The following is a 17,802-nucleotide window of genomic DNA, read 5'->3' on the forward strand; positions in this document are numbered from 1 at the left end:
GAGCGGCCGAGACTGCTCATCTGAGCAACTTTCGTGCAGATGTTGCTCGTGTGCGCGTGCTTGTGTCAGCCTGGAGGACGACGGAGGGAGGATCATGGACGCCGTCGACGAGCTGCTCTCGATCCGCGCCGCCGAGCTGTACTACGAGGAGAACCTCACCCAGGAGGAGATCGGCCGCAGCCTGCAGATCACCCGCTGGAAGGTCGGTCGCCTGCTCACCCAGGCGAAGGAAGAGGGCTTCGTCCGCATCGAGATCCTCCATTCGCGCGCACGGCGCCCGCAACTGGAACGTCGCCTCCGCGACGAACGCGGAATGGCCGACGCGGTCGTCGTCTCGCACGCCGGCGTGCGCAACGAAGACGAGCTGCAGCAGCGGGTCGCTCAGGCCGCCGCCGACTACCTCGCGGCCCTGCGGCCGAGCCCGCGGGTGCTCGGCGTGAGCTGGGGCCGCACTCTGTCCGACGTCGCTCACCACCTCCGCGACGGGTGGTCGTCGCACACCGACGTCGTGCAGATCAACGGCGGGGTGAGCATGAGCGCGCGGCCCGGCACTGCGGCCGCCACCGCCGTGAGCATCGCCCAGAAGGGCGGCGGCAGCGCTGCGCTGCTGCCGAGTCCCGCGATCCTCGAGCAGCGCTCGACCAAGGAGGCCATCGAGGCCGACCGGGTCGTCGCGCGGGTGCTCGAGATCGCCCGGTCCGCCGACGCCTACCTGTTCAGCGCCGGAGCGGCGGACCATCGTTCGGTCCACGTCGACAGCGGCTACCTCTCGGGGGCCGACATCGACCGCCTCGTCGCGGCCGGCGCGGTGGGCGACGTCGTCGGCCGCTACATCGACGCCGGCGGGCGCACCGTCGACGACAGCCTCGATGCCCGCACCGTGGGTCTCTCGCTCGACGAGTTGCGTCGAGCGCGCATGGCGATCGCCGCGATCGCCGGCGAACCCAAGCGCGCCGTCGCGGCTGCCGTGGTGGGTTCGGGCCTGTGCACCGTACTCGTCACCGACGAGTCGACCGCGCGCCACCTGCTCGACGGCTGACGCACCGCTCCTGCCCGCAGCATCCACTCCTCACAATCCCAACGAAAGCCAGGTCATGACATGTCAGGCACCTCGATCGTGACGCTGCCCGAGAGGGCGGTCGAACTGCTGGGCGGACAGCCCGACGACACCACCCTGCGCCGCTACCTCCACGGTCTTCCGGGCGTCGACGCGGTGGGTCTCGAGCAGCGCGCGGCCGGCCTCGGTACGCGGTCGATCAAGACCTCGTCGAAGGCGTGGGCGCTCGACAAGATCATCCAGCTGATCGACCTCACCACGCTGGAGGGCGCCGACACACCCGGCAAGGTGCGCTCGCTGGCGGCGAAGGCTCTGAATCCGGATGCTGCGGACCCCACCACTCCGCGCGTGGCCGCGGTCTGCGTGTACGGCGACATGGTGCCGTACGCGGTCGAGGCGCTCGGCTCGGCGCACGGCGACCCCGACGACGGCGGTGTCAGCGTCGCCGCCGTGGCGACGGCGTTCCCGAGCGGCCGTGCGTCGCTCGACATCAAGCTGGCCGACACCGCCGAGGCGGTCGCCCACGGCGCTGACGAGATCGACATGGTCATCGACCGGGGCGCGTTCCTCGCCGGGCGCTACGGCCTCGTGTTCGATCAGATCGCGCGAGTGAAGCAGGCGTGCCGCCGCGAGGACGGCTCGTACGCGTCGCTCAAGGTGATCCTCGAGACCGGCGAGCTCAGCACCTACGACAACATCAAGCGCGCGTCGTGGCTGGCGATCCTGGCGGGCGGCGACTTCATCAAGACGTCGACCGGCAAGGTGCAGCCGGCGGCGACGCTGCCCACCACGCTCCTGATGCTGGAGGTCGTGCGCGACTGGCACCGTGCGACCGGCGAGAAGGTCGGAGTGAAGCCGGCGGGCGGCATCCGCACCTCGAAGGATGCGATCAAGTACCTCGTCACCGTCGCCGAGACGGTGGGCGAGGAATGGCTGCAGCCGCACCTGTTCCGCTACGGCGCGTCGAGCCTCCTCAACGACGTGCTCCTGCAGCGCCAGAAGCTGACGTCGGGACACTACTCCGGCGCCGACTACGTGACCATCGACTGAGACGGACGAGCCATGAGTTTCCTCGAATACGCCCCCGCCCCGGAGTCGCGCGCGATCCTCGATCTGCGCGACGACTACGGGCTGTTCATCGACGGCGAGTTCCGTGCCGGCTCGGGAGAGTCGTTCGCGACCATCTCGCCGGCCGACGAGAAGCACATCGCGACGATCGCGTCGGCGACGGAGGCGGATGTCGACACCGCCGTCGCGGCCGCCCGCCGCGCGTTCGACCGCACCTGGTCGAAGATGAGCGGACGCGACCGCGGCAAGTACCTCTTCCGCATCGCTCGCCTCGTCCAGGAGCGCGCTCGCGAGCTCGCCGTTGCGGAGAGCCTCGACAACGGCAAGCCGATCAAGGAGAGCCGTGACGTCGACGTGCCGCTGGTCGCCGCGTGGTTCTTCTACTACGCCGGCTGGGCCGACAAGCTCGACTACGCCGGCCTCGGTTCGGCACCGAAGCCGCTGGGGGTCGCGGCGCAGGTGATCCCGTGGAACTTCCCGCTGCTCATGCTCGCGTGGAAGATCGCGCCGGCGCTCGCCGCGGGCAACACGGTCGTGCTGAAGCCGGCCGAGACGACGCCTCTCTCGGCGCTCATCTTCGCCGAGATCCTGCAGCAGGCCGATCTGCCGCCGGGCGTGGTCAACATCGTGACGGGCGCCGGCGGCACCGGCGCGGCCCTGGTGCGGCATCCCGATATCGACAAGGTCGCGTTCACCGGCTCGACCGCCGTCGGCCGCGAGATCGCGAAGGCCGTCGCGGGCACCGACAAGAAGCTCACGCTCGAGCTCGGCGGCAAGGCGGCGAACATCGTCTTCGACGACGCCCCCATCGACCAGGCGATCGAGGGCATCGTCAACGGGATCTTCTTCAACCAGGGCCATGTCTGCTGTGCCGGCAGCCGACTGCTGGTGCAGGAGTCGGTGCACGACGAGGTGGTCGACCGGCTCAAGAACCGGCTGTCGACGCTGCGCCTCGGCGATCCCCTCGACAAGAACACCGACATCGGCGCGATCAACTCGCGCGAGCAGCTCGACCGCATCCGCGAGCTCAGCCAGATCGGCGAGGACGAAGGCGCCGAGCGCTGGAGCGCCGACTGCGTGATCCCCGAGAACGGCTTCTGGTTCGCGCCGACGATCTTCACCAACGTGCAGGCGAGCCACCGCATCGCACGCGACGAGGTCTTCGGCCCGGTGCTGTCGGTCCTGACCTTCCGTACCCCCGCCGAGGCGATCGAGAAGGCCAACAACACGCCGTACGGCCTGTCTGCCGGCATCTGGACCGACAAGGGCTCGCGCATCCTCGCCGTGGCGGACCGCCTGCGCGCGGGCGTCGTGTGGGCGAACACCTTCAACCGGTTCGACCCCGCGAGCCCGTTCGGCGGCTACAAGGAGTCGGGCTATGGGCGCGAGGGCGGCCGGCACGGACTCGCCGCGTACCTGAAGGGCGGATCGGCGATCGAGCCGGGTCGCCGGGTGGAAGCAAGCCGTTCGAAGAAGGAGGTGTCGGCGTGAGCGCGCGACTGACGATCCCGAAGACCTACAAGCTCTACATCGGCGGAGCCTTCCCGCGCAGCGAGTCGGGGCGCACGTACGAGGTGGCGACCCCCCAGGGTCGCTTCCTCGCCAATGCGGCGCTCGCCTCTCGCAAGGACACGAGGGATGCCGTCGCGGCCGCCCGCGGTGCCGTCAAGGGCTGGTCGGGCGCGACCGCCTACAACCGCGGGCAGGTGCTGTACCGCGTCGCCGAGATCCTCGAGGGCCGCCGCGCCCAGTTCGCCGACGAGATCGTTCAGCAGACCGGGGTGTCGGCATCCGTCGCGACGGCCGAGGTCGACGAGGCGATCGACCGGTGGGTCTGGTACGCCGGATGGTGCGACAAGTTCGGCCAGGTCGCCGGCAACGGCAACCCGGTCGCCGGCCCGTACTTCAACATCTCGGTGCCCGAGCCCACCGGTGTGGTCGGCATCATCGCCCCGCAGGACACCGCGCTCGTGGGCCTCGTGTCGGCGATCGCGCCGGCGCTCGTCACCGGCAACTCGGTGGTCGTCGTCGCTTCGCAGCGCTACCCACTGTCGGCGATCAGCCTCGCCGAGGTGCTCGCGACCAGCGACGTGCCCGGGGGAGTGGTCAACGTGCTCACCGGCTCGCCCGCCGAGCTCGCGCCATGGCTCGCGTCGCACCCCGACGTGCACGCGCTCGACCTCGTGGGCGCCGGCGACCTCGACTGGATCGATCTGCAGATCGCCGCAGCCGAGACGCTGACGCGGGTCCTCCCGCCGGAGAACGGGACGGATGCCGCGGCCCCGAGCCTCGCCCGCATCACGGCGTTCACCGAGACCAAGACGGTCTGGCACACCAAGAGCCTGGTGTAGAACGCCCGCCGGCACCCGCGCCCGCGCCCGCGCGAAGCTGTCGGGGGCTCCGGGCGCCGCGGGAGGTCAGGTCAGCTCGAGGCCGCCCCAGTGGCCGGGCTCGCGCAGCTCGCCGTAGTGCACGTCGACGTCGTGCGAGGTGACCGAGGCGACGCAGGCGAGCAGCGACAGCGTCGGATAGCCGTGCGGGCGGTTGTCGCGGATGATCGCCTCGTCGTCGGTCGAAGGGAGCTCGGCCGACCGCTCGAGCACCTCGACCCACGGCATCCACCATCGTCCTTCCGTCGCGGGCGCGGCCGATCGGAAGTCGCTGAGCCACCGGGCGATGCGCGGAGTGCCCGGGTCGTCGACGTCGTCGTGGGCGATCATGTGCGTTCCGGGCGGCAGTTCGGTCGTGCGGAGCGTGACGCCATCCCAGGTGAGCACGCGCGCATGGGCTCCTTCGACCTCGACGAGGTTGAACCCATGGGTCGACGGCTCGCCGGCCGGCGCGTGGCCCGCGATGGTGTCGAGCACGATGCCGCCGCGCGAGACGAGATCGGACTCGGGGCGGGTGGACTGGTCCGCGCGGTTCAGCAGCACCGCGAGGCGCCCCGCCGCGGGGTCGGCGGCAAGCCAGGCTCCACCCGCGCGCACATCGCGGACGCCGACGATGCCGTCGTGCGACTCGGGCCACCACCGGCCCAGGGGATTCCACGGTCGCTCAGGGTCTTCATCCCGGATCGCGAGCACGCGCGTGGGCTCGTCCGCCGAATCGGGGACGCGGATCACGACGGTGCACATGCGGGGCTCCTCGGGGTCGTCGCCCGGCGGTTGCCGGGGGTGTCGGGCAGTCGTGCCAAGATCAGAGGGTGTTCGTCGTGGTCGGGGTCACCGGTGGCATCGCCGCCTACAAGACGGTGCAGGTCGTGCGTCTGCTGGTGAAGGCGGGGCACGACGTGCATGTCATCCCCACCGAAGACGCGCTGCGCTTCGTGGGACTGCCGACCTGGGAGGCCATCAGCCGTCATCCCGTGACAACCTCCGTCCACGATGACGTCGCGCGCGTGCGTCACGTCGCGCTCGGCCAGGCGGCCGACCTCGTGATCGTGGCGCCGGCGACGGCGAACACCCTGGCGAAGATGACCGCGGGACTGGCGGACGACCTCCTGGGAACGACCCTACTCGCCACCACGGCACCGGTCGTCGTGGCGCCTGCGATGCACACCGAGATGTGGCGGCACCCGGCGACGGTGGCGAACATGGCGACCCTGAGGCAACGGGGGGTCGTCGTGGTCGGTCCCGACGAGGGCGAGCTGACGGGCGGCGACAGCGGGCCGGGTCGGATGTCGGAGCCCGAGGCGATCGTCGAGACCGCGCTCGCCGCGGTCGAGGTCGCGAAGGGCGACCTCGACGGCCTCAGGGTGGTCGTGAGCGCCGGCGGCACGCGCGAGCCCATCGACCCCGTGCGCTTCATCGGCAACCGGTCGAGCGGGCGGCAGGGCGTGGCCGTGGCACTGGCCGCGGTCGAGCGCGGCGCCGACGTCGTTCTGGTGGCGGCCCATGTCGACGACGGCGTGCTGGAAGCGGCATCCGCTCGCCCGCGCCTGCGCGTGGTGCGGGCCGGCACGGCGGCCGAGCTCGGGGCCGCCGTCACAGCCGAGGCGCCGGCGGCGGACGTGGTCGTGATGGCGGCGGCCGTGGCGGACTATCGGGTCGCCGAGGTGTCGCCGCTCAAGCGCGCCAAGGAATCCGCACCGGCGGGCGGCATCACGCTCGACCTGATCGAGAACGACGACATCCTCGCGGGCCTCGTCCGCAGCCGCCGGGAGGGTCAGACGATCGTCGGCTTCGCCGCGGAGACCCCCGGCCACGGCGAGACGCTCCTCGATCGCGGCCGCCGCAAGGCCGCGCGCAAGGGCACCGACCTTCTCGCGGTGAACGAGGTCGGCTGGTCGAAGGGGTTCGAGGCCGCCGACAACGCGGTGACCGTCGTCGATGCCGACGGCGAGGTGGTCGCCGCCCGCCGCGGCAGCAAGCAGGACGTCGCGCAGGCCCTCTGGGATGCCGTCGTCGAGGTCCGCAGAAAAAGGTAACGAAAGCGTAACGGCGCATGTAGAGTGGTCCGCACCACGTCGACGGTGACGTGGAGCACGACCCTCGGAGGACATGCCCGATGCCCTACCCCGCGGCGTCCGACCGCGCTCGCGACCGGATCCACGCCCTGGCCGTCATGAGCGTGCTCGCCGTCGCGAGCCTCGTCATCGCGGTCCTCGGGGCCACGCCCGCGCGGGTGAGTTCGACCGAGCTGATGGGCGACGAGCGTACACCGGGCCAGGCCGCCTTCATCGCGAGTCACCGCGGCGGAGCGGCCACGGCGCCCGAGAACACGCTGCCCGCCATCACCGCCGCGCTCGACGCGGGATTCGACTATGTCGAGGTGGACGTCGCGCTGACCGAGGACCGCCATCCCGTGCTCATGCACGACAAGAAGGTCGACCGCACCACGAACGGGCACGGGCGCCTCGCCTCGCTGACCCTGGCCGAGGTGCGCGAACTCGATGCCGGGTCGTGGTTCGGCCCCGCCTACGTCGGCACGCCGGTGCCGACCTTCGCCGAGTTCCTCGACGCGCTCGTGGCTGCGGACGGTCGCGCCATCGTCGAGCTGAAGGGGGAGTGGGATGCCGCTGCCGCCGAGGCGGCCGTCTCCGACGTCGTGGCGCGCGGCCTCGAACGCCGGGTCGTGTTCGCGAGCTTCGATGCCCGCACGCTCGCGCTCGCCGCGGCCGGCTCCGACGTGCTCTCGAGGCTGCTCATCGTGAAGCAGCTCCCGTCGGACGTGGTGAGCGCTGTCGCCGAAGCCGGTGCCCGCGGGGTCGTGGTGAGCCGCAAGGCGGTGCTCGCCCGTCCCGACATCGTGGAAGAGCTGCACGCCAACGGCGCGCGGGTCGTCGTCTACACCTTGAACGACGACACCCAGTGGGACGCCGTGACCGCGCTGGGCGTCGACGGCATCGTGACCGACGATCCTCATACGCTCTCCGAGTGGCAGAGCGCCTCTGCCGGCCCGTGACCCTCGTCCGGCGCCCGGCCGGCGCATTCCGGGCGCTTTCGGCCGGCCGGTATCCCCGATGGGGTCGGCGGCCCGCTAGAATGGCCGAGGGGAAGAACCGCTGACGACGTCGCAGCTCGCAGAAGCGAGTGCCCGCGACCGCCGACGGTGACACCCCGTTCCCGCGTTCGCGACGGCGTTCGCGCCGCCCGCGGGAGCACGCAGAACCATCGGTGTCACCCGATCCTCGCCGGTCCCGATCCGGCACTCACGCTCAGGAGGAGCATGCCGACCACGGCACCCGCCCAGACGGCGCAGCGTCGCCGCAAGTCCTCGTCCGCGCGCCGCGACGACGAGGCCCCGATCATCCCGATCCTCGCCCGCAAGGTGCGCGAGGTCGAGGCCAAGGCCCAGCGCGGCAAGCTGGGCCCGACGAACCGCGTCAAGTTCCAGGTGATCGCGTTCCTCGTGCGCGAGGAGCGCGCGCGAGTGAAGAACGACGCCGAGCTGACGGATGCTGCGCGCGCCGAGCTGCTGAAGCGGCTCGACGGCGTCGCGACCATCCTCGCCAAGACCGCCGCTCGCGACACCTCGCTGATCCAGCTGCTCGAGGTCGACCAGGCGACATCGCCGGTGGCCAGGCGCATGCGCCGTGACTGGCTGCTGGAGTCGGGCGCGGAGCTGGCCCCCGACGAGCTCATCATCACCGACGTCGCGCCGGTGGTCGCACCCGTCGTTCCGGCAGCGCTGGCCGAGCGCCAGGTCGTGCCGCCGCAGGTCGAGGCGCGTCGCGAGGCGAACCCGTTCCTGGCGCCGGACCTGTCGGCACGCGCCCCGAAGGAGACGCCGCGCCGGCGCCTGGACAGCTGGGAGCTCATGGGGCCGCTGTACAAGGCCTTCGAGACCGGCGCCGGCGGCTCCAGCGCGACGATGGACCTGCCGCCCGTTCCGGAGTTCGACCGGCTGTCGCCCAAGGGACTCGAGGTCATGCCGCATCAGTCGCGGTTCCTCGAGGCCGTGCGCGCCGGCCACCGCACCTTCCTCCTCGCCGACGAGCCGGGCCTCGGCAAGACGGCGGAGTCGGTGCTCGCAGCATCCGTCGCGGGCGCCTACCCGCTGCTCGCGGTCGTGCCGAACGTCGTCAAGATGAACTGGGCGCGCGAGGTGGAGCGCTGGACGCCGCACCGTCGCGCGACTGTGATCCACGGCGACGGCGAGAACATCGATGCGTTCGCCGACGTCTTCATCGTGAACTACGAGATCCTCGACCGGCACCTGTCGTGGCTGAGCTCGATCGGGCTCAAGGGTCTCGTCGTCGACGAGGCGCACTTCATCAAGAACCTCACGTCGCAGCGCTCGCAGAACGTGCTGGCGCTCGCCGCCCGTATTCGCGAGCAGGTGCGCAACCCGCTTCTCCTCGCGCTCACCGGAACGCCGCTCATCAACGACGTCGAGGACTTCGATGCGATCTGGCGCTTCCTCGGCTGGACGAACGGCGAGAAGCCGGGTCCGGCGCTGATGGAGAAGCTCGACGAGACCGGTCTGACACCCGCCGACAAGTCGTTCTACCCGGAGGCGCGCGACGCCGTCATCTCGATGGGCATCGTGCGCCGGAAGAAGAAGGACGTCGCGGCCGACCTGCCCGACAAGCTCATCGCCGACCTTCCCGTCGAGCTCGACGACGAGTTCGGCCGCTCGATCCGCCAGGCCGAGCGCGAGCTCGGCGAGCGGCTCGCCGCTCGCTACCGCCGCATCATCGAGGCCCGCGGCGACCGCGGCCACGCACCCGGTCACGTCGACGACGACATCGTCCGCCTCGTCGCGCAGAACGAGCTCGACGAGTCGAAGGCCGCCGGCACCGGCTCGGAGAACGTCTTCACCATGGTCCGCAAGATCGGCCAGGCGAAGGCCGTGCTGTCCGCCGACTACGCGGTGCAGCTGCAGCGCTCGGTCGGCAAGGTGGTCTTCTTCGCGAAGCACATCGACGTCATGGACACCGCCGAGGCGCACTTCGCCGCGGCGGGCCTGAAGACGGTGTCGCTGCGCGGCGATCAGGCGACCACCGCCCGCCAGCAGGCGATCGACGCGTTCAACAACGACCCGGAGGTCGGGATCGCCGTCTGCTCGCTCACCGCGGCGGGCGTCGGCGTGAACATGCAGGCGTCGTCGAACGTCGTGCTGGCCGAGCTGTCGTGGACGGCCGCCGAGCAGACGCAGGCGATCGACCGCGTGCACCGCATCGGCCAGGACGAGCCGGTGACGGCGTGGCGCATCATCGCCGCGCACACGATCGACACCAAGATCGCCGAGCTCATCGACTCCAAGCAGGGCCTCGCCGCCCGCGCGCTCGACGGCGAGGCCGTCGACCCGCAGTCGAGCGACTCGGTGCAGCTTTCAGCACTCATGCACGTGCTGCGTCAGGCGCTCGGCGCGAACTGAGGTGGAGGCATCCGGCCGCTCGCTAGGGTGGCCGGATGCCCTTCGACGCTGATCTGCTGCTCGACGGCCCGCGCGGCCGCCGCCTGTGCCTCGAGTACGTGCGGGCGTGCGCCGACGACACGAAGGCGGGGAGGGATGCCTCGACCGCGCTGTTCTGGGCGGCGCACCTGGCATCGGAGGCCGCCGATCGAGGCACGCTGATCACGTTCGGCGACGGCGCACCGCCCGAGCCGCCTCCGGCGGGGCCGCGAGAGGCGGTCGCGGCGCTGCGGTCGATCCCGCTTCCGGCTCCCACGGAAGAGCGGTTGCGCCAGGCCCTGCGGGCCAGCGTCGACCGCGCCATGTACTGGCAGCGGCCGGACGGCGAGGATCTGCTCGCGGCCCACCCCGAGGTCCGCGACGCGCTGCGGTCGGCCGCGGAGCTCATCGCGGGCGCGCCTGCCGCCCAGTGGTGGACGACGCCGATGGCCATCGACGACCAGTGGGCCGTTCCATGGGAGGGCGCGGGACGCGCACCCGACGACCTCGCCGCGTCGTTGACGGAGTGGTATCGCCGCACCATCGAGGACGAGGAGCATGCGGCCCGGGAGCGCCCCTCCGACCCGCGTGCGAACTGGTCGGGGATGTGGTGGTCGATCCCGCCGCACGGGCTCGTGCGCACCACTCGTTCGCTGGGCGGCCATGGGCCCGCACGCCTGTGGTTCGAGGAGGACTCGCTCGGCGGCGACTCCGCCGACGCGGTGCCCGTCGAGGGCTATCCCGCCCGGGTGATCGAGATCGCCGGCCCCGAGGACTGGGCGGGCCTGTGCCGGAGGCATCCGCTCGACGTGTCGGCTGCCCGCCGTCACGACTGGTTCCGCGTGACCGGTCGCGCGGGCGCGTGGGTGATTCCGGACTGGCGGAGCGTCGCCGCCGAGGCGGACGCCGTGCACCTGACGGTGCTCGGCTATCTGACGACGGCCACGCGCCCGATCGGGCTCGACGATGAGCGGGCGACCGTCCTCGCGGGCTGGAATCCCGACGAGACGTTCTGGTTGCGCGGGACGCTGCCCCGCCCCGCGCGCGGGGAGCGGTGGGAGCGGCACCAGGACGGGTGGAGACCGGCCCCACCCGTGTAGCAGGGTGCGCCGCAGTGCGGCTAATGTCGGGGGAGGCAGCGACGCCGACCCTCTTCACCGACCCGACAGCGAGGAACACAGCAATGAAGATCGGCATCCTGACGAGCGGCGGCGATTGCCCCGGGCTCAACGCGGTCATCCGCGGCGTCGTTCTGAAGGGCACGACCACTTACGACCTCGAGTTCGTCGGCATCCGCGACGGCTGGCGCGGTGTGGTGGACGGCGACTTCTTCCCGCTCACGCGCCATGAGGTGAAGGGGCTGTCGAAGGTCGGCGGCACGATCCTCGGCACGTCGCGGACGAACCCGTACGAGGGGCCTCGCGGCGGCGCCGAGAACATCGCGAAGACCATGTACGGCCACCGCCTCGACGGCATCATCGCCATCGGCGGGGAAGGGACGCTCGCCGCGGCCAACCGCCTGTCGAACGACGGCATCAACGTGCTCGGCGTGCCGAAGACGATCGACAACGACCTCCGCGCGACGGACTACTCCTTCGGATTCGACACCGCCGTCAACATCGCAACCGACGCCATGGACCGCCTGCGCACCACCGGCGACTCCCACCAGCGCTGCATGGTCGCCGAAGTCATGGGCCGCCATGTCGGCTGGATCGCCCTGCACGCCGGCGTCGCCGCCGGCGCCCACGCGATCTGCATCCCCGAGGTGCCGATGTCGATCGACGAGATCGCCGATCTGGTGACCAGGGCCCACGACCGCGGCCGCGCGCCGCTGATCGTCGTGTCGGAGGGGTTCACGCTCACGGGCATGGACGAGGCGTACAGCGACAAGGGCCTCGATGCCTTCAACCGCCCACGCCTGGGCGGCATCAGCGAGGTGCTCGCGCCCGAGATCGAACGTCTCACCGGCATCGAGACCCGTTCTACGGTGCTCGGCCACATCCAGCGCGGCGGCTCGCCCTCCGGCTTCGACCGCGTGCTCGCGACGCGGCTCGGCCTGCACGCCGCCGACGCGGTCGTCGACGGCGCCTGGGGTCAGATGGTCGCGATGCGGGGAACCGACATCGTCCGCGTCCCCTTCGCCGAAGCGCTCGGCGAGCTCAACACCGTGCCCCTCTACCGCTACGAAGAGGCCGCCGCGCTGTTCGGCTGACGGGCTCGGCCTCAGCAGAGCGGATGCCTCGGCTCGAGGCATCCGTTCTCCGAATCGGGATCGCACCTCTCTGAGTTCAGGAGATCTGACGAGGACAGGGCGCTTCGCGGCTAATCGTCCTGTATGCGTCAGATCTCCTGACGCGGACAACGGATCATCCGTCGCCGGGCGCCGCGTCCGTCGCTGGCCGCCGCGGAGTCCGTCGCCGAACACCGCGGAGTCCGTCGCCGGGCTCCGCGTCCATCGCTGGCCGCCGGGGAGTCCGTCGCCGAACGCCGCGGTGACCGTCGCCGAATGCCGCGGTGAATTCAGGAGATCTGGCGAAGGCAGGGCGCCTGGTGCCGGATCGTCCTGTGTGCGTCAGATCTCCTGACGCAGCGGTGGTGCGGGGTCACCGCAGGGCCAGCACCGGCCTCTTGTGCGCCCCTTGGGCGATGGCGGTGAGGATCGCTTCGCGCACCTGGTCCCACTGGAACAACACCTGGTAGTAGTCGAAGCGAAGCACCACGTAGCCGCGCATCACGAGTCGAGCGTCGGCCTCCAGGTCACGGCGGCGATCAGCAGCGCCGCTGTGGTGAGCGAAGCCGTCGAGCTGAGCCACCAGCGACGATCCGATCAGCCCATCGACGGGATGCCCATCGATCCACACCTGCTGGGTGACCGATACGCCGGTTTCCCGCAGTGCGTCGACGAAGATGGATTCCAGGCCGGAGTCCGAAAGCGCCGATGCCACGCCCGCGAGGGCCGTTGCTTCGCCGCTGCGCCACGCCACGCGTGCCAAAACGTCGGCAGCGACGGCCTTTTTCCGAACGGCTGACTCCCACACGCAGAGCGCGTCTCGTCGCGGCAGGCACCGCGCGACGTGAAAGAGGACGTTCAGGATCGGCTCCTCAGTCTGATTGCGTCCCGTCGGCGCCGGGCCGTTGCCCCAGTGGATCCGCACGGCCTCCGAGTTGATGCGCGAGGCCGTTCCCGGCACCGCGACGTGAGTCTGCTGATCCACGGCAGAGTCCGGGAGCCAGAAGCCTTGTATCGCGGCAGCGCTGACGCAGGTGGCGCGCCCGCCCACTCTCGCCGCTGCCAGCCGCCGGCTGTCGCATTCCGGCGTGACAAGCCACGATCGGCGGACTCGGCTCAGCAGCCCCGCTGACACCGCGCCGGCGATGTCGTGAACGGTATAACCCGCGGCGCGGATGTCGGAACTGTGGGCGACGCCGTGGCGCTTTCGAACCCACGCGACCAGCTCGACTTGGCGAGAGGCGGCGCGGCTGACGGCAGGCATGCTCCGATCATCTGAGCGACGATCGTCACCCATCGTGGTCGGTACGGGATCTGTGGACAGATCATCAACTCGCCGCCCTGGGGAGGACGCTCACCAGGGCCCAGAGATCAGGAGATCTGGCGGCGACAGGACGTCCCGGACGTGATCTTCCTGTATGCCTCAGATCTCCTGATTCGGCGGAACGCGAAGCGCGAGCTCAGGTCAGGCGTCGGCGACTCCGAGGACGTCGAGCAGCCAGGCCAGCTCGAAGGCCCGTTCACGCCAGGCGTTGTAGCGACCGCTGACGCCGCCGTGGCCGGCGACCATCTCGCACTTGAGGAGTGCGTCGGCGCCGACCTCGCGCAGGCGTGCCACCCACTTCGCGGGCTCGACGTACAGCACGCGCGTGTCGTTGAGCGAGGTCACCGCCAGGATGCGCGGGTACTCGACATCGGCACGCACGTTCTCATACGGCGAGTACGACTTCATGTACGCGTAGACCTCGGGGTTGTGCAGCGGGTCGCCCCACTCGTCCCATTCGATGACGGTGAGCGGCAGCGACGGGTCGAGGATCGTCGTGAGCGCATCGACGAACGGCACGTCGGCCAGCACGCCGGCGAAGAGCTCCGGTGCGAGGTTGGCGACCGCTCCCATGAGCAGTCCGCCCGCCGAGCCGCCCTCGGCCACGAGCTGCGACGACGTCGTGTACCCGTTGTCGATGAGGTGCAGGGCGCTGTCGACGAAGTCGGTGAAGGTGTTCCGCTTGTTCAGCAGCTTGCCGTCCTCGTACCACTGACGGCCCATCTCGCCGCCCCCTCGCACGTGAGCGACCGCGAAGACGACGCCGCGGTCGAGCTCCGACAGCCGCGGCACGGAGAAGCCGGGCTCGATCGAGTGCTCGTACGAGCCGTACCCGTACAGGTGCACCGGCCGCGGCGCGGTGCCCGCGTCGCCGAACGACCGCTTCCAGACCAGCGAGATCGGGATCTGCGTGCCGTCCTGCGCGGTCGCCCAGACCCGCGACTGCGCGTAGTCGTCCGGGTCGTAGCCGCCGAGCACCGGCTGGCGCTTGCGCAGGTGCAGCTCGCGCGTCGCGACGTCGAGGTCGTACACGGTGCCCGGCGTGACGAACGAGCCGTAGCCCAGCCGCAGCAGCGGCGGCGCCCACTCGGGGTTGCCGCCCGTGCCCACGGAGTAGAGCGGCTCGTCGAAGGCGATCTCGCTGACCTCGCCCGAGCCGTAGTCGAGCATGCCCAGGCGCGCGAGGCCGCCTCGACGGTAGCCGACGACGCCCCAGTCGCGGAACGTCGAGACGCCGAGCAGACGTTCGCCCGGGCGGTGGGGGATCACGACGCGGCGATCGCCGGAGGGCTCGGATGCTGCCACCCGCACCAGCTCGAAGTCCAGGGCGTCGTCGTTGTGGAGGATGAAGAGCACGTCCTCGCCGTCGACGACGGCGTGCTCGGAGTCGTACTCGACGCCCTCGGTGCGCGGCCACACCACGCGCGGCTCGCCACGGAGGTCGTCGGCATCCAGCAGCCATTCCTCCGAGGTGATGGACGAGCCCAGGCCGATCACGAGGAAGCGGTCGCTGCGGGTGAAGCCGGCGCCGACCCAGAACTTCTCGTCGGGCTCGTGGAAGAGCTTCGCGTCGTCGGTGACGGGAGTGCCCAGCTCGTGCAGCCAGACGGTGTCGGGGCGCCACGCGTCGTCGACGGTCGTGTAGACGATGAACCGGCCGTCCGGGGAGAAGGTGGCGCCGGCGAACGTGCCGGGGATCTCGTCGGGCAGCTGCTCGCCCGTGACGAGGTTGCGCACGCGCACCGTGTAGCGCTCGTCGCCGGCGACATCCACGCCGTAGAGCATGAGGGAGCCGTCGCCCGTGACCTCGAAGCTGCCGAGCGAGAAGAACTCGTGGCCGTCCGCCTCGACGTTTCCGTCGAGGAGGATCTGCTCGCCCGCGACCTCGATGTCGGGGGAGAGCTCGGGCGGCGTCCAGTCGTCGGCGGAGGCGAGCGGAGCACGGCACTGGATGCCGTACTGCTTGCCCTCCAGGGTGCGGCCGTAGTACCACCAATCGCCACGACGCGTGGGCACCGAGAGGTCGGTCTCGAGGGTGCGGCCCTTGATCTCCCCGAAGATCCGTTCCCGCAGATCCGCCAGATGCGCGGTGCGCTGCTGCGTGTAGGCGTTCTCGGCTTCGAGGTGCGCGATGACCGCGGCATCCTCCTTCTCACGGAACCACTCGTAGCGGTCTTCGACGTCGTCTCCGTGGTGGGAGCGGACGGTGGGACGGATGCCGGCGACGGGGGCGGACGGGACGGGTGCGGAGTCGCTGAGAGTCACTGTTCCACGCTAGTCGCCTCGGAGTTGACCGTCAGGGTCGCCGATGTAGGATTTCTCCTGGCCGGTTGCCGGTTCCTGAAACCTTGGTGAACTCTTCGTTCGTCGCGCCGATCCCGTCGGCACCATTTCCTCACCCCCTCACCGAAAGCGAACGGTGGAAACCGCAACCCTCATCATCGTCTTGGTGATCGCGCTGGCGCTGTTCTTCGACTTCACGAACGGCTTCCACGACACGGCGAACGCGATGGCGACGCCGATCGCCACGGGCGCGCTGAAGCCCAAGACCGCAGTCCTGCTCGCGGCCGTCCTCAACCTGGTCGGCGCGTTCCTGTCGACCGAGGTCGCGCAGACGATCTCCGGCGGGATCATCAACGAAGAGCAGATAGCCCACGACATCTTCCCGGAGATCATCTTCGCCGGCCTCATCGGCGCCATCACGTGGAACATGCTCACGTGGCTGCTGGGGCTTCCGTCTTCGTCGTCGCACGCCCTGTTCGGCGGCCTCATCGGAGCGACGATCGTCGGCGTCGGACTGACCGCCATCAACTTCAACGTGGTGATGTCGAAGGTGATCCTTCCGGCCGTCATCGCACCCGTGACAGCAGGCGTGATCGCGTTCACGGCGACCAAGCTCGCGTACGTCGTCACCCGGCGCTACGACAGCAAGCCGGACGGCCGCGACGGGTTCCGATTCGGGCAGATCTTCACGTCGTCCCTGGTCGCACTCGCGCACGGCACCAACGACGCCCAGAAGACGATGGGCATCATCACGCTCCTCCTCATCACCGCGGGGGTGCAGTCGGCGTCCGACCCCGAGCCGCAGACCTGGGTGATCTTCGCCTGCGCGATCACCATCGCCCTGGGCACGTACATGGGCGGATGGCGCATCATCCGCACCCTGGGCAAGGGCCTCACCGAGGTGAAGCCTGCCCAGGGCTTCGCCGCCGAGAGCTCGACGGCGTCCACGATCCTCGCGTCGAGCGCCCTCGGCTTCGCGCTCTCGACCACGCAGGTCGCCTCCGGCTCGGTGATCGGCTCGGGCCTCGGTCGCCGCGGCTCGCAGGTTCGCTGGCGCACGGCGGGCCGCATCATGGTGGGCTGGGTGCTGACGCTCCCCGCAGCCGGCGCAGTCGGCGCCTTCGCCGCCCTCGTGGTCGTCTGGCTCCCCGTGTGGGGCGTCGTCATCGACGCGGTGCTCGCGGTGGCGATCATCCTGTTCCTCTTCCTCCGCTCGCGCCGTGACGAGGTGAACGCCGCCAACGCCATGAGCGAGGTGGCCGAATCCGGCCGCGCCGTCAAGGTCAAGAGGAACCCGCCGCCCACCCGTCGCCAGCGCGAGATCGCGCGGGAGGAGGCGCGTCGCCGCGCCGCCGAGAAGTCGGCGGAGAAGTCCGCGGCGAAGAAGGCGGCCAAGGCCGACAAGAGGGCGCACTCGGCTCACCCTGCACCCGCGCCGGGGCGATCCGTGAGGCCGTCGACCGCTGATTCGCCTCCTGGACCCGTACCCACGCCGTCGGCGCCCGCGACCGCACCCACGCCGTCGGCTGCGGCGCCCGCCGCCACGCCGTCGGCGCCGACCAAGGACGGGGAAGCCCGATGACCATCGACTGGCTCGCCTTCGTCCAGGTGTTCGTCGCGGCCATGATCGCCGCGGTGCTCGTCGTGGGGTTCTACTCCCTCGGTCTGCGTCTGCTGGTGCGCGCCGGGCGGGCGCCCGTCGTGGCCCCTGTGGAGTTCACCGACGCCATCACCGTCATCACCGAGAAAGAGGCGCGGCGAGCCGAGAAGGCCGCCGCGAAGGCCGCGAAGCGCAGCCCGCTCACCGAGGGCCAGAGGCGCGTGGCACTCGTGGGCGCCTACGGCTCCTTCGTCGTCTGCGCCGCCGCGGTGCTCGGCGGCCTGCTCCTCATCCTCTTCAACCACTGAGCGCCGTCGAACCCTGAGCCCTCCCGTGCGGAGGGCCGGCTCGCGATGGTCGTCGTCCGCCGGTCGCATGACGGCGGGGCGCATTAGGGTGGG

The 17,802-nt window shown here is 70.6% G+C and carries 14 protein-coding genes; 11 read left to right on the plus strand and 3 right to left on the minus strand.

Translation table 11 applies throughout. From position 1 onward, the window contains the following. The first annotated feature begins 94 nt into the window (after positions 1 to 94). From ACN9MP_RS06195 to ACN9MP_RS06210, 4 genes are read left to right on the plus strand one after another with little or no spacing between them, the layout of a single operon-like run. Entirely contained in the window at positions 95 to 1,039 is a 945-nt protein-coding gene (locus ACN9MP_RS06195; RefSeq protein ID WP_426324568.1) for a sugar-binding transcriptional regulator, read from the plus strand. A 60-nt stretch (positions 1,040 to 1,099) separates the two neighbouring features. Continuing rightward, entirely contained in the window at positions 1,100 to 2,107 is a 1,008-nt protein-coding gene (gene deoC / locus ACN9MP_RS06200; RefSeq protein WP_426324570.1) for a deoxyribose-phosphate aldolase, read from the plus strand. Between the two features lie 12 nt (positions 2,108 to 2,119). After that, positions 2,120 to 3,616, plus strand: coding sequence for an aldehyde dehydrogenase family protein (locus tag ACN9MP_RS06205; RefSeq protein ID WP_426324572.1), 1,497 nt, complete (start codon positions 2,120 to 2,122; stop codon positions 3,614 to 3,616). Further along, entirely contained in the window at positions 3,613 to 4,476 is an 864-nt protein-coding gene (locus ACN9MP_RS06210; protein ID WP_426324577.1) for an aldehyde dehydrogenase family protein, read from the plus strand. The genes ACN9MP_RS06205 and ACN9MP_RS06210 overlap by 4 nt, the downstream gene beginning before the upstream one ends. Before the next feature lie 66 nt (positions 4,477 to 4,542). Here ACN9MP_RS06210 and ACN9MP_RS06215 read toward each other — a convergent pair whose 3' ends face one another. Further along, entirely contained in the window at positions 4,543 to 5,259 is a 717-nt protein-coding gene (locus ACN9MP_RS06215) for an NRDE family protein (RefSeq protein WP_426324579.1), read from the minus strand. 68 nt (positions 5,260 to 5,327) lie between these two features. Here ACN9MP_RS06215 and coaBC point away from each other — a divergent pair, with 68 nt between their 5' ends. The 5 genes from coaBC (at position 5,328) to ACN9MP_RS06240 (ending at position 12,176) form a co-directional block, all read left to right on the plus strand. Continuing rightward, positions 5,328 to 6,551 (plus strand): bifunctional phosphopantothenoylcysteine decarboxylase/phosphopantothenate--cysteine ligase CoaBC, encoded by a 1,224-nt coding sequence (coaBC, locus tag ACN9MP_RS06220; RefSeq protein WP_426324581.1) that lies wholly within the window; start codon positions 5,328 to 5,330, stop codon positions 6,549 to 6,551. Between the two features lie 80 nt (positions 6,552 to 6,631). Beyond that, positions 6,632 to 7,528, plus strand: coding sequence for a glycerophosphodiester phosphodiesterase (locus ACN9MP_RS06225; RefSeq protein WP_426324583.1), 897 nt, complete (start codon positions 6,632 to 6,634; stop codon positions 7,526 to 7,528). A gap of 264 nt (positions 7,529 to 7,792) precedes the next feature. Then, a complete protein-coding gene (locus ACN9MP_RS06230) occupies positions 7,793 to 9,946 on the plus strand; it encodes a DEAD/DEAH box helicase (protein ID WP_426324585.1) in 2,154 nt (717 codons plus the stop codon). 35 nt (positions 9,947 to 9,981) lie between these two features. Continuing rightward, positions 9,982 to 11,064, plus strand: coding sequence for a hypothetical protein (locus ACN9MP_RS06235; protein ID WP_426324587.1), 1,083 nt, complete (start codon positions 9,982 to 9,984; stop codon positions 11,062 to 11,064). A gap of 83 nt (positions 11,065 to 11,147) precedes the next feature. Next, positions 11,148 to 12,176 carry an ATP-dependent 6-phosphofructokinase gene (locus ACN9MP_RS06240; protein ID WP_426324589.1) on the plus strand — a complete coding sequence of 343 codons (1,029 nt, stop codon included), beginning with the start codon at positions 11,148 to 11,150 and terminating at the stop codon, positions 12,174 to 12,176. Between the two features lie 391 nt (positions 12,177 to 12,567). On the opposite strand, the gene ACN9MP_RS06245 is transcribed toward ACN9MP_RS06240, so the two are convergent. Both ACN9MP_RS06245 and ACN9MP_RS06250 read right to left on the minus strand, forming a co-directional pair. Beyond that, complete coding sequence (locus ACN9MP_RS06245) at positions 12,568 to 13,458, minus strand: endonuclease domain-containing protein (RefSeq protein WP_426324591.1); 891 nt, start codon at positions 13,456 to 13,458, stop codon at positions 12,568 to 12,570. A gap of 201 nt (positions 13,459 to 13,659) precedes the next feature. Then, positions 13,660 to 15,783: a S9 family peptidase gene (locus tag ACN9MP_RS06250; RefSeq protein ID WP_426324593.1), complete on the minus strand. Its 2,124-nt coding sequence runs from the start codon at positions 15,781 to 15,783 to the stop codon at positions 13,660 to 13,662. A 154-nt stretch (positions 15,784 to 15,937) separates the two neighbouring features. On the opposite strand from ACN9MP_RS06250, the gene ACN9MP_RS06255 reads away from it, so the two are divergent. Together ACN9MP_RS06255 and ACN9MP_RS06260 are read left to right on the plus strand one after the other, a co-directional pair. Next, positions 15,938 to 17,383, plus strand: a complete 1,446-nt coding sequence (locus ACN9MP_RS06255; protein ID WP_426324595.1) for an anion permease — start codon at positions 15,938 to 15,940, stop codon at positions 17,381 to 17,383. After that, a complete protein-coding gene (locus ACN9MP_RS06260) occupies positions 17,380 to 17,709 on the plus strand; it encodes a peptidase (protein WP_426324597.1) in 330 nt (109 codons plus the stop codon). Before ACN9MP_RS06255 ends, ACN9MP_RS06260 begins: the two co-directional genes overlap by 4 nt. Positions 17,710 to 17,802: the final 93 nt, after the last annotated feature.

Origin of the sequence: Microbacterium sp. E-13 (assembly GCF_049912955.1) — a bacterium.
In the GTDB taxonomy this organism is placed as follows: domain Bacteria; phylum Actinomycetota; class Actinomycetes; order Actinomycetales; family Microbacteriaceae; genus Microbacterium.